The sequence below is a fragment of the Escherichia sp. MOD1-EC6300 genome (assembly GCF_002965045.1).
Taxonomy (GTDB): domain Bacteria; phylum Pseudomonadota; class Gammaproteobacteria; order Enterobacterales; family Enterobacteriaceae; genus Escherichia; species Escherichia coli_F.
The window spans coordinates 238,953-251,120 of the sequence record NZ_PTRH01000004.1 but is presented as its reverse complement, the minus strand read 5'-3'; the positions used below and the strand labels follow the sequence as shown (position 1 = coordinate 251,120).

The following is a 12,168-nucleotide window of genomic DNA, read 5'->3' as shown; positions in this document are numbered from 1 at the left end:
CTTACAAGCAAGGTGCTTTATTCAATCTCGATTAACCACGTCCGACATACGGCATATTATTTGCCATAATCGTTATTTCCAGCACATTCGTGGTTACTGGCAACTGAGCCATCATCTGAATGGCCGCTGCAACATCAGCAACATTCATCATATCTTCCGCTTTAATAGCACCATCTGCCTGATAAACGCCCTTACGCATCCGATTCGATAATGTCGTTTCCGCATTGCCGATATTAATTTGCCCGCAAGCGATATTAAATTTGCGACAATCCAGGGAAATGGCCTTGGTCAACCCGGTAACAGCATGTTTCGACGCCGTGTATGGCGCAGTATAGAGGCGCGGCGTCAGTGCAGAAATCGACGCATTGTTAATAATACGTCCTCCCATTGGCTGCTGCGCTTTCATGATTTTAATCGCCTCTTTCGAACACAAAAATGTCGAATGAATATTGGCGTTAAACACGCGCGTCCACTCAGTAAACTCAACCTCTTCAATACTTTTTGCCGGACTATTATTGCCCGCATTATTGAACAAGAGATCCAGTCGACCAAAAAGAGCCTTAATCTCGGCAAATAGCGCAACGACAGCGGACTCATCCGTAACATCGGCAACCAGAGGAATAAAGCGTTCCTTGGCTAATCCTTGTGCACATTGCTGTAAGGTTTCTTCGTTACGCGCGGCAACAATAACTGTATATCCAATGTCATAGAGTGCCTTTGCTGCTGCGTAGCCGATGCCTTTACTTCCCCCCGTCACCAGGGCAATTTTTGTCATAGCCAGCTCCGCCTATAATAAACTCATGTCGATTTTCACGACTGTTTTTTTGATTTTTTCCACGTTATCGATTTTATAGCATGCCCGATGCACTTCTTCCGGAAAGACCACCACAAACTGTCCTGGTGTTAGCGTGATGATTCGATCATTAATACGTTCATCAGCATAAAAAATAACATCACGGTCGCCCAGATGGCTTTCTACAACCGAGTTTTCCCCATCATCAAAATCCACACAAATCCGCTCTTCTCCGGCAATTAAAAAATGGACATCAAGATATTTACGATGAACTTCCGGTCGACATTCATGTAGTGGTTTAGTCATCGGTTCAACCACGGTATAAAATATTGAGTCATCCTGAATAAAAACCTTCTCTCCCACAGGAAGACTATTCAGATCATGTTGTGAAAGATACTCAATGACACGAGTGATGACAGGATGAAATGTCCGCTTTTGTTGTTCACTAAGATACGCGATATCACCATAAATCATATTTTCCGCCTTATTGAGTAACAGGGGTAATAACTGGCCGCCCGCTAAAGAAAGCCTGTAAGTTATCAAATACCAAATCCGCCATCGCATTAAACGTTTCGCTCGTACCACTGGCGATATGTGGCGTAAGGACAACGTTATCCAGCGACATTAATTGTTCTGGCACATGTGGTTCGTTGGCATAAACGTCCAGTGCCGCACCAGCAATGATGTTATTTTGCAGAGCATCAATCAGATCGGTTTCGTTCACCACTGATCCCCGGGAAATACTGATCAAATGCCCGGTTTTCCCCAGAGCCTGCAGCACCGTTTTGTCAATAACGCCGCGCGTACTCGCGCCGCCTGGCAGCGTCAGAACGAGGAAGTCCACCGCTTGCGCCAGAGAAACCAACGAATCATGCGCCGTCCAATCAGGTTTGTTATGCGGTTTTGGGTCGAAATAGTGAATTTCCATTTCAAATGCTGCTGCACGGCGGGCTACTGCGTTACCAATGTTCCCCAGACCGACAATTCCGCAACGTTTGCCACTCACTTTCGTCGCCATCGGGAAACGCCCCTCGTTTGGCCAACGGCCGTCACGAACATAACGATCGGCAATGTTAATACGTCGGGCAACATTGAGTAACAACGCTATACCAATGTCTGCGACACAGTCATTAAGCACGCCAGGTGTGTTGGTGACGATAACGCCATGCTCCCTGGCTGCCACGATATCAATAGGGTCATAACCCACACCGTTGCTGGCAATAATCTTCAGATTCGGAAATTTTTCTATTAGCGCCCGAGAAGCCCCCATTACCGGATTACCACTGGTCACCAGCGCCTGAATATCCGGCGCGATTTGCGTGTAAAAAGCGCCTTCGTCAGCCAGTTCCCACAGGCGATATGCGGTGAAGGTAGATTCAACTTTAGCCATTAAGCGGTCACTTAGTTTGCCGACGATCGCCACTTGAATATCTTTTAAGTTCATACACTATTCCTTGATTGATGTTTGTCACAGGCCACTTACCACAGGCCAAGAATTTTCCACCACACCGCCCCCAGTCCGAACCAGATGACAATGTTCAACAACATGACGATAAAGCCCAGCCGCCACCATTCTCGTTGCGAGACATAGCCAGCGCCGTAATAGATCACTGCGGGTCCGTTGCCATAATGCGAAATGCCGCTCATCAGGTTAGTGACGAACGCCAGTGACAGAGCCGCCATCATCGGCGGTGCGCCAGCAGCAACCGAGACGCTGCCAAAAGCGGCATACATCGCCACTACATGCGGCGTACTTCCGGCAAAGAAATAGTGGGAATAGCAATAAACTATCAGCAACACCGTCAACGTTATCTCCCACGGAATGCCGGTGAACAGCGCCGAGGTTGTGACGGCAAACCATTTGAACAGGCCAAGCTGATTGAGCTTATCTGCCATACAGATCATGACTCCCAGCCAGACCAGAATGTCCCAGGCCCCCTTCTCTGACTGCACATCCTGCCAGGTGATAATCCGGGTCATCAACATTAAACAGACGCCAGAAAGCGCGACAGCCGTCGCATCCAAGCCAGTCCATTTCGATGTACTCCAGGCCAATAATGAAAGCAGGAAAATGCCAATCGTCACGCGCTCATCACGGGTTACCGGCCCCATTTTGATAAGTTCTTCCTGTGCCAACGCTTTGGCTTCTGGCGTCTTTTTGATCTCTAGCGGGTAGAGTTTGTAAATGACCAACGGCATAGTGATAAAAGCGATAATGCCCGGCACCAGTGCGCTTAGCGTCCACATCCCCCATGAGATATCGACAAATAAAGTGCTGGCCGCCAGAGATACAATGAGTGCATTTGGCGCGCTGGCCGTCATAAACATCGAGGATGAGAGACAGTTGGAATGGAACACCGTCTGCATCAGATAAGCGCCTATTTTACGCGGCCCTTGATCCGGTTCAGATCCAAAGCTGTTAGAGACACTGCGAACAATCGGGAACAAAATCCCTCCTGCTCGCGCTGTGTTTGATGGCGTTGCGGGCGCGATAATCATATCGCTTAACGCCAATGTATAACCCAGACGCAACGAGCTGCCGCCAAATCCGCGAATCAGCAAATAGGCGATACGCCGCCCCAACCCCGTTTTGATGAATCCTTTCGCGTACAGGAATGCGGCGACAATAAGCCATACCGTCGTGCTGCTGAAACCTTTTAAGGCTTCGCTGGTTTTCATCATGCCGGTCAGCATAATAAAACTGATGGCTATTAACGCGATAGCGCCTACCGGCAACGGTTGCAGAATAAACGCCACCACAGTGGTGATAAATATGGCCAGAATGTGCCAGGTTAAGGGTGTTAATCCGTCGGGGACGGGGAAAAACCATATAGCGAGTGCGACAATCGCACAAATCAGGACTTTCAAATAGCAACTCATATGCAATCCCTGTAGCTGTTTCCCACCGCTCGCGGAGGGAATTTATCCTGTTTTCTGTACAGCCAGACAAATCAGAAAATCGGTTTTAGTTCGAATAAATTCTCTGAATTACATAATCTGCGCTTATGTCTGAATAACGGTGCGGTAATTTTTCATGGCCATATCCCTTTTTATGCTGTGGTTGAAGACAGTATAAAAACGGGACTCATCAGTGACTTCGTGCAATCCAACGAACTCTGGACGAAAAAATTACGCATATGCTTAAGGAAATTGACGTGTGGTCACATTCGGCTTTGAGAAAAAACGGTATCGAGAATTATTCTGTGGAGAGGATCGCAAACAAATTAAAATCAGAAAGAACAGCAGCCAATTATTCAGATGATGTCCGGAAGCTTTTTATATTGCACGAGCGCGTTTGCCCAAAGCAGGTTGTTAAAAGGTGGGGATATAGAAATGGACCCGGCGACTGAACGCCGCCGGGTTTTTATTTACTTGTTAAGTTCAGCCAGGCTTAACCAGGTTTGCACCACGGTGTCCGGGTTCAGAGACAGGCTATCGATCCCCTCTTCCATCAACCATGCAGCAAAGTCTTCGTGGTCGGATGGACCCTGACCGCAAATCCCGACATATTTGCCCTGCTTCTTCGCGGCACGAATCGCCATCGACAGCAGTGCTTTCACTGCATCGTTGCGCTCATCGAACAGTTCAGACACCACGCCAGAGTCTCGGTCCAGACCAAGCGCAAGCTGCGTCATATCGTTTGAGCCAATTGAGAAGCCGTCGAAATATTCGAGGAACTGCTCTGCCAGTAAGGCGTTGGACGGAATTTCACACATCATGATGATCTTCAGCCCGTTTTCACCACGTTTCAGCCCCTGGCGCGCCAGTTCTTCAACCACCGCTTTCGCCTGATCTACGGTACGCACGAACGGGATCATGATCTCAACGTTGGTCAGTCCCATGTCGTTGCGCACACGTTTCACCGCTTCACACTCCAGTGCGAAGCAGTCGCGGAAGCTGTCGGAAACATAACGTCCCGCGCCACGGAAGCCGAGCATTGGGTTCTCTTCATCTGGCTCGTAACGTTCACCACCGACCAGGTTGGCGTATTCGTTCGACTTAAAATCAGAGAGACGGACAATGACACGCTTCGGATAAAACGCAGCACCCAACGTCGCGATCCCTTCAGTCAGACGACCAACGTAAAACTCACGCGGAGAATCAAAACCTTTCATCATCTCGCGGATTTCGTTTTGCAACTGCGGTTCCTGATCGTCAAACTCAAGCAGTGCGCGTGGGTGGACGCCAATCATACGGTTGATGATAAATTCCAGACGCGCAAGGCCCACGCCTTCGTTCGGCAGGCAGGCGAAATCGAAAGCACGGTCCGGGTTACCGACGTTCATCATCACTTTCAACGGCAGATCCGGCATCGTTTCCACGCTGGAGCTTTTCACGCTAAATTCCAGCAACTCAGCATAGACGTAACCGGTATCACCCTCTGCACAAGAAACAGTGACGTTCTCACCGTCTTTCATCCGTTCTGTTGCATCACCACAGCCCACTACCGCCGGAATGCCCAGTTCACGAGCGATGATCGCCGCGTGACAGGTACGTCCGCCACGGTTAGTGACGATAGCCGATGCTTTCTTCATGATCGGTTCCCAATCTGGGTCGGTCATGTCAGTGACCAGCACGTCGCCAGGTTCAATGCGGTTCATTTCGCTGATGTCATGAATGACTTTCACCGGACCCGCGCCGATGCGATGACCGATAGCGCGGCCTTCGGCGATAATCTTGCCCTGTGAATGCAGCGTATAACGTTCCATAACCTGACCGCGAGAACGCACAGTTTCTGGACGCGCCTGCACGATAAACAATTTACCGGTGTGGCCATCTTTCGCCCACTCAATATCCATCGGGCGACCGTAGTGTTTCTCAATTTGTACGGCCTGTTTTGCCAGTTCCTGCACTTCTTCGTTGGTCAGCGAGAAGATGTCACGCTGTTCCTGCGGTACGTCTTCGATTTTAACCTGCTTGCCGTGCTCCTGGGTCGGCGCGTAAACCATGCGGATTTTTTTTGACCCCATGGTGCGGCGCACGATAGCCGGGCGATTCGCCGCCAGTGTCGGTTTGTGCACGTAAAACTCATCCGGGTTAACCGCACCCTGCACGACCATTTCACCAAGGCCCCATGCGGAAGTGATAAACACCACCTGGTCAAAGCCGGATTCGGTATCAATGGAGAACATCACGCCAGAAGATGCGAGGTCGGAGCGCACCATCCGCTGAACACCGGCGGAGAGCGCCACGCCACGGTGATCGTAACCCTGGTGCACACGATAAGAGATGGCGCGATCGTTAAACAGAGAAGCAAATACATGTTTCACTGCCACGAGAACGGCGTCAAAACCCTGAACGTTGAGGAAAGTTTCCTGCTGACCGGCAAAGGAAGCGTCCGGCATATCTTCTGCAGTAGCGGAGGAACGCACCGCAAAAGAGGCGTTTTCGTCATCGGCGGAAAGCTGTGCATAGGCTTCGCGGATGGCGTTTTCCAGCTCAGGCTGGAAGGGAGTGTCGATAATCCACTGGCGGATTTGCGCGCCCGCTTTCGCAAGCTGGGTAACATCGTCAATATCCGTTTTATCCAGCAGTTCATAAATGCGCTGGTTTACGCCGCTTTGGTCCAGAAACTGGTTAAACGCGTCGGCGGTTGTGGCGAAACCATTCGGAACGGAAACACCCATTCCGGAAAGGTTAGTAATCATTTCACCCAGGGAGGCATTTTTGCCCCCAACCCTGTCTACATCATTCATGCCGAGTTGGTTATACCAAAGCACCAGCGGTGACGAGCCATTGTTGGACATCGAACAATCCTTTTGTGATAAATGAACGGTTTGAGAAACACATTTCTGCGCATTTATCTTTGCATATTTAACCGGATGAAAAAAACGGTGAATCGTTCAAGCAAATATATTTTTTTACTTTTTAAGACTGATCCCAGCGTTGCGCAAATCTGCTCTCTTCGACAATTTCCACATAAACCATCGGTATAAACGAAACCGTAAAAATGAAATGCTGTTTTCATAAAAAATAAAATTGAAGGTTCATTTTATAAACCAGACATAACGTTCTACGCTTCTATGCGTTTTTAATTTATGCTTTCATAGAATTATGTCTGCATTACGGGAAGAACAAAATGGATAATGCTGTTGATCGCCACGTTTTTTATATTTCTGATGGTACGGCAATAACTGCGGAGGTATTAGGACACGCAGTAATGTCACAATTTCCCGTCACTATCAGCAGCATTACGCTGCCGTTTGTCGAAAATGAGAGCCGTGCACGGGCAGTGAAGGATCAGATTGACGCAATTTATCACCAGACAGGTGTGCGCCCACTGGTCTTCTACTCCATCGTGTTGCCGGAGATTCGCGCCATCATCTTGCAAAGTGAAGGCTTTTGCCAGGATATCGTTCAGGCGCTGGTTGCCCCGCTACAACAAGAGATGAAACTGGATCCAACGCCGATTGCTCATCGTACCCATGGCCTTAACCCTAATAATCTCAATAAATACGATGCGCGCATTGCGGCGATTGATTACACCCTTGCCCATGACGACGGCATTTCGTTGCGCAATCTGGACCAGGCTCAGGTGATCCTGCTCGGCGTTTCTCGCTGTGGTAAAACCCCCACCAGTCTGTATCTGGCAATGCAATTTGGTATCCGCGCGGCAAACTACCCCTTTATTGCCGACGATATGGATAATCTGGTGCTACCCGCGTCGCTCAAACCGCTTCAGCATAAATTGTTCGGCCTGACTATCGACCCGGAACGTCTGGCGGCGATTCGCGAGGAACGTCGGGAGAACAGTCGCTATGCCTCGCTTCGTCAGTGCAGGATGGAAGTCGCGGAAGTGGAAGCGTTGTACCGTAAAAATCAGATCCCATGGATTAACAGTACCAATTATTCGGTAGAAGAGATTGCCACCAAGATCCTTGATATCATGGGCCTTAGTCGTCGAATGTACTAGAGAACTAGTGCATTAACTTGTTTTTTTGTTATCATGCTAACCACCCGGCGAGGTGTGACACACCTCGCACTTGAAATCAGCTGCGATTGGTTTATCGTGATGCGCATCACTTCCCGGTAGTCCTGCCGTAGAAGCAACAAATTTCTGAGACTTGTAATGAACAGAACTGACGAACTCCGTACTGCGCGTATTGAGAGCCTGGTAACGCCCGCCGAACTCGCGCTACGGTATCCCGTAACGCCTGGCGTCGCCACCCATGTCACCGACTCCCGCCGCAGAATTGAAAAAATACTGAATGGTGAAGATAAGCGACTGTTGGTCATTATTGGCCCCTGCTCGATCCACGATCTCACCGCTGCAATGGAGTACGCCACCCGTCTGCAGTCGCTGCGCAACCAGTACCAGTCACGGCTGGAAATCGTAATGCGCACCTATTTTGAAAAACCACGAACTGTTGTCGGCTGGAAAGGGCTAATCTCCGATCCGGATTTAAACGGCAGCTATCGGGTAAATCACGGTCTGGAGCTGGCGCGCAAATTACTTTTACAGGTAAATGAGCTGGGCGTCCCTACCGCGACTGAGTTCCTCGATATGGTGACCGGTCAGTTTATTGCTGATTTAATCAGTTGGGGCGCGATTGGCGCACGTACTACCGAAAGTCAGATCCACCGTGAAATGGCTTCGGCACTCTCTTGTCCGGTAGGTTTTAAAAATGGTACCGATGGCAACACGCGAATTGCCGTGGATGCTATCCGCGCTGCCCGCGCCAGCCATATGTTCCTCTCGCCTGACAAAAACGGTCAAATGACCATCTATCAGACCAGCGGCAATCCGTATGGCCACATTATTATGCGTGGCGGCAAAAAGCCGAATTACCATGCGGATGATATCGCCGCTGCCTGCGATACGTTGCACGAGTTTGATTTACCTGAACATCTGGTGGTGGATTTCAGCCACGGTAACTGCCAGAAGCAGCACCGTCGCCAGTTAGAAGTTTGTGAGGATATTTGTCAGCAAATCCGCAATGGCTCTACGGCGATTGCTGGAATTATGGCGGAAAGTTTCCTGCGCGAAGGAACGCAAAAAATCGTCGGCGGTCAGCCGCTCACTTACGGTCAATCGATTACCGACCCGTGTCTGGGCTGGGAAGATACCGAACGCCTGGTCGAAAAACTCGCCTCTGCGGTTGATACCCGCTTCTGAATGCGTGCCCATTCCTGACGGAATGGGCATTTCTGCGCAACTTGTTGTCTTCTCAACAAATTACTGCTTGCTCTGGCCCGCCAGAATATTGATAATAAGAATCATTGTTATATCAATTATTATTAATTTTTATGCGTTATACGGATAGCAGAAAACTCACGCCTGAAACGGATGCCAATCACAAGACCGCTTCCCCGCAGCCCATTCGGCGAATTACCAGCCAGACACTGTTAGGTCCGGATGGCAAACTGATTATCGATCATGACGGGCAAGAATATCTGCTTCGTAAAACTCAGGCTGGCAAGCTGCTGTTGACCAAGTAGCCTTTAACTCGAGCAGCTGACTTGAAGCCGTTTACCCCAGTCAGGTGGACGACTGACATAGTCATCATCCCTGTCGCTGAAAGGATTTCGCAACGCCTCATGCAGGCGGTGCAATTCCGTCATATCACCCTTTTCTGCCGCTTCAATCGCCCGTTGCGCCAACCAGTTGCGCAACACCAGAGCTGGGTTAACGCTTTGCATCAGCTGCTGACGCTCACTATCGGTAACCTCGTCTTGTTGCAAACGTACCCGATAACGGGCAAACCAGTCATCAAATGCCGCACGATCGATAAACTCATCACGTAGCGGTGACGCCGCGCTGTACTGCTCGGTCAGACTCAGCATGCGGAATGTTCGGGTATAATCGCTGCGCTCTCGCGCCATCAGACTGAATAATTCATTCAGTAGCGCGTTATCCTCTTTTTGCTCCGTCATGAAGCCCAGTTTCTGCCGCATCCGTTGTCCATAATGCGTCAACAAAACCTGCTGATAGCTGTCCAGGGCCTCATTCAGGGCATCTACGGCAACAAATGGTGACAATGTCTGCGCCAGACGCTGTAAATTCCACAACGCGACGGCAGGTTGATTATCAAAGCTGTAACGCCCTTGGTGATCCGAGTGATTACAAATAAAACCGGGTTCGTAATCATCAAGAAAACCAAACGGCCCGTAATCAAGCGTCAGCCCCAGCAGCGACATGTTGTCGGTATTCATCACCCCATGAGCAAAGCCGACCGTCTGCCATTGGGCAATTAACGATGCGGTACGTGCGACAACATCGGTAAACCAGAGACGGTATTTGTCCTCATCATCTGCAAGATGTGACCAGTAATGACGAATAGCAAATTCAGCTAACTGACGAACCTTTTCCGGCTCGCGGCGATAGTAAAAATGTTCGAAATGACCAAAGCGCAGATGGCTTGGTGCCACACGCATCAGCATCGCGCCTGGCTCCACCGTTTCCCGATACACTGGCGAATCGCTGGTGACGATACTCAACGCGCGGGTCGTCGGAATGCCCAGATAATGCATCGCCTCACTGGCGAGACTTTCTCGTATCGTCGAACGTAAAACCGCCCGTCCATCACCCATTCGCGAATAAGGCGTCAGGCCAGCACCTTTCAGATGCCAGTCCATTGTAGTGCCATCAGCAAGCCGTTGTTCGCCGAGTAAAATGCCGCGCCCATCACCCAGTTGGCCCGCCCAGACGCCGAACTGATGACCACTGTAAACCTGCGCCAGTGGTGACATACCAGGCAGTAGGGTTTCGCCACCCCAGACACCTGCGCCATTTTTAAACAGTGACGATGGAATACCCAGCGTGTTAGCCAGTTCGGCATTATGCCAAATCAGCCGGGCATTATTTAAAGGCGTAGGGGAAAGTGTTGTATAGGTTGCTGGCAATTCATCGCGCCAACGGGTAATAAAAGACAGGGTCATAGATCCTCCTGTTTGATAGTGTAGACGGTTACTCTCGTCTTAAACACCAGCAAACAGGAGGGTTATCGCTGAACCAACGTCGTTATCTGATTTACAGGAACGGCAGGCCACAGGCATCCCTGGAGAGCATGGAAATCAAAGGGGGTAATCTGTGCCATTATTTCTGGCGTATCAATGCCCCCCGCGATGATGCAATTGCAACATGGGGAAATTTGCGCCTGGATCGCACGAATAAACGGTTCGAAGGAGCGATGCGTGATTTGTTGCTGAATAAAACTTTTATCCAGCATGACGCGGGTGAAAAGACCATCAAAAACCGCTTTCATTGTGCTATTGCCTGCGCCCAAATTACCTAACACAAGGGGATACATTTGCGATAAGGACAAAAGATCGCGATTATCTTTTCCTTCATCGAGATGCGGGTAATTCTCATTAATCAACAGTTCAATAAACGGATATTTTAATAGTTCGCCCGCGTAATTATCCCTGTCTAATAATAAAGTAGCCACTTGTGGGGTTAAATTAAGCCAGGCAAAGAGTTTATGTTGAATAAAAAAGTGTTGGCATGATTTTAGCAATTCCAACTGCTCAGAAAATAATTGCCAATGTTGCTCCTCGGTAAGTTGCGCTATAACCCGACTCGTCGGTATACGAACCGTACCATCTTCACTGGAGAAATGGGTAATTAACTCAACGCCGACAAGGTCTTGCTGGTTATCTCTTATCGGCAGGAAATAGCAATCAGAATGATAAAGATTCTCCAAAAAAATCTTCATGGTAACCGTCCCTCTCGAAGGATGTTTTTCAGTATCCGGCTAAAAGGGATGAGGCCATAAGACATAACAATTACAGAAGGAGTAACTTTCATTTGTTCCATGTTAACCACTTTTTCAGGGGTCCTTTTATTAGATTATCCTGATTATAAACGAATAATCCATATACGGTATTTTTGTCTGTAAAATACTACTGTATTCAGGAGTAAATGGACGGAGATGTATCATCGCCGTCCATTTTTCGACATACTAGATTCGTCTCGCCTGCCAGAAATTTTTCTGCCAATAGACATTATCGAGTGAGGAACGCATCACTCCCTTGCTGGTAGAGGCGTGGATAAATTGGTTGTTGGTATCGTAAATACCTACATGCAAACCATTTTGTCCGGAGCCCGTTTTGAAAAAGACCAGGTCACCAGGCAGCAACTCGTCTTTATCAATTTGCGTGCCGATAGAGGCTTGTTGTTTGGTTTCACGGGGCAGCTGCAAATCGAAACGATCGCGCATCGTCACAACCACAAACCCCGAACAGTCCACACCGCGCCGCGTCATGCCACCATAACGATACGGCGTGCCATGCCAGCTCTGTAGCTGGTCGTTCAAACCGGCAATAACGGTAATCGAATCAGAAAGTCTGGCATTTGGCGGCGGTGCTTTATGGTGGCTACACCCGGCCAGAAACAGTGCTGTGATCAAAATAAGGCAGAAACGCATTCCGTACGG

At 49.3% G+C, this 12,168-nt stretch carries 11 protein-coding genes; 3 read left to right on the top strand and 8 right to left on the bottom strand.

Translation table 11 applies throughout. The annotated features are described in order from the left end of the window. Window positions 1-31: 31 nt before the first annotated feature. From BGE37_RS08570 to ppsA, 5 genes are all read right to left on the bottom strand, one after another. The gene (locus tag BGE37_RS08570; protein WP_000160965.1) at window positions 32-775 is read right to left on the bottom strand and encodes an SDR family oxidoreductase; all 744 of its coding nucleotides are present in this window, start codon (window positions 773-775) and stop codon (window positions 32-34) included. Window positions 776-787: 12 nt separating this feature from the next. Continuing rightward, window positions 788-1,267 carry a YhcH/YjgK/YiaL family protein gene (locus tag BGE37_RS08565; protein WP_000639091.1) on the bottom strand — a complete coding sequence of 160 codons (480 nt, stop codon included), beginning with the start codon at window positions 1,265-1,267 and terminating at the stop codon, window positions 788-790. Between the two features lie 10 nt (window positions 1,268-1,277). Beyond that, entirely contained in the window at window positions 1,278-2,237 is a 960-nt protein-coding gene (locus BGE37_RS08560) for a 2-hydroxyacid dehydrogenase (RefSeq protein WP_001049279.1), read from the bottom strand. 35 nt (window positions 2,238-2,272) lie between these two features. After that, a complete protein-coding gene (locus tag BGE37_RS08555; protein WP_105287939.1) occupies window positions 2,273-3,673 on the bottom strand; it encodes an anion permease in 1,401 nt (466 codons plus the stop codon). Window positions 3,674-4,161: 488 nt separating this feature from the next. Beyond that, window positions 4,162-6,540 carry a phosphoenolpyruvate synthase gene (gene ppsA / locus BGE37_RS08550; RefSeq protein WP_000069376.1) on the bottom strand — a complete coding sequence of 793 codons (2,379 nt, stop codon included), beginning with the start codon at window positions 6,538-6,540 and terminating at the stop codon, window positions 4,162-4,164. A gap of 332 nt (window positions 6,541-6,872) precedes the next feature. Here ppsA and ppsR point away from each other — a divergent pair, with 332 nt between their 5' ends. From ppsR to hemP, 3 genes are all read left to right on the top strand, one after another. Beyond that, window positions 6,873-7,706 carry a posphoenolpyruvate synthetase regulatory kinase/phosphorylase PpsR gene (gene ppsR, locus BGE37_RS08540; protein ID WP_000368046.1) on the top strand — a complete coding sequence of 278 codons (834 nt, stop codon included), beginning with the start codon at window positions 6,873-6,875 and terminating at the stop codon, window positions 7,704-7,706. 156 nt (window positions 7,707-7,862) lie between these two features. Then, complete coding sequence (gene aroH, locus BGE37_RS08535) at window positions 7,863-8,909, top strand: 3-deoxy-7-phosphoheptulonate synthase AroH (protein ID WP_001082226.1); 1,047 nt, start codon at window positions 7,863-7,865, stop codon at window positions 8,907-8,909. Between the two features lie 131 nt (window positions 8,910-9,040). Further along, a complete protein-coding gene (gene hemP, locus BGE37_RS08530; protein WP_001270810.1) occupies window positions 9,041-9,232 on the top strand; it encodes a hemin uptake protein HemP in 192 nt (63 codons plus the stop codon). Window positions 9,233-9,235: 3 nt separating this feature from the next. On the opposite strand, the gene selO is transcribed toward hemP, so the two are convergent. From selO to BGE37_RS08515, 3 genes are all read right to left on the bottom strand, one after another. Next, window positions 9,236-10,672, bottom strand: coding sequence for a protein adenylyltransferase SelO (selO, locus tag BGE37_RS08525; protein WP_105276969.1), 1,437 nt, complete (start codon window positions 10,670-10,672; stop codon window positions 9,236-9,238). Between the two features lie 62 nt (window positions 10,673-10,734). Then, complete coding sequence (gene ydiV / locus BGE37_RS08520; RefSeq protein ID WP_001563444.1) at window positions 10,735-11,448, bottom strand: anti-FlhDC factor; 714 nt, start codon at window positions 11,446-11,448, stop codon at window positions 10,735-10,737. Window positions 11,449-11,694: 246 nt separating this feature from the next. After that, the gene (locus BGE37_RS08515) at window positions 11,695-12,159 is read right to left on the bottom strand and encodes a C40 family peptidase (protein WP_001209785.1); all 465 of its coding nucleotides are present in this window, start codon (window positions 12,157-12,159) and stop codon (window positions 11,695-11,697) included. Window positions 12,160-12,168: the final 9 nt, after the last annotated feature.

Coding starts and splice junctions, on each gene's coding strand:
- ppsR (WP_000368046.1), top strand. CDS start 6,873: ATGGATAATGCTGTTGATCGCCACGTTTTTTATATTTCTGATGGTACG.
- BGE37_RS08560 (WP_001049279.1), bottom strand. CDS start 2,237: ATGAACTTAAAAGATATTCAAGTGGCGATCGTCGGCAAACTAAGTGAC.
- BGE37_RS08515 (WP_001209785.1), bottom strand. CDS start 12,159: ATGCGTTTCTGCCTTATTTTGATCACAGCACTGTTTCTGGCCGGGTGT.
- hemP (WP_001270810.1), top strand. CDS start 9,041: ATGCGTTATACGGATAGCAGAAAACTCACGCCTGAAACGGATGCCAAT.
- selO (WP_105276969.1), bottom strand. CDS start 10,672: ATGACCCTGTCTTTTATTACCCGTTGGCGCGATGAATTGCCAGCAACC.
- ydiV (WP_001563444.1), bottom strand. CDS start 11,448: ATGAAGATTTTTTTGGAGAATCTTTATCATTCTGATTGCTATTTCCTG.
- BGE37_RS08555 (WP_105287939.1), bottom strand. CDS start 3,673: ATGAGTTGCTATTTGAAAGTCCTGATTTGTGCGATTGTCGCACTCGCT.
- ppsA (WP_000069376.1), bottom strand. CDS start 6,540: ATGTCCAACAATGGCTCGTCACCGCTGGTGCTTTGGTATAACCAACTC.
- BGE37_RS08565 (WP_000639091.1), bottom strand. CDS start 1,267: ATGATTTATGGTGATATCGCGTATCTTAGTGAACAACAAAAGCGGACA.
- BGE37_RS08570 (WP_000160965.1), bottom strand. CDS start 775: ATGACAAAAATTGCCCTGGTGACGGGGGGAAGTAAAGGCATCGGCTAC.
- aroH (WP_001082226.1), top strand. CDS start 7,863: ATGAACAGAACTGACGAACTCCGTACTGCGCGTATTGAGAGCCTGGTA.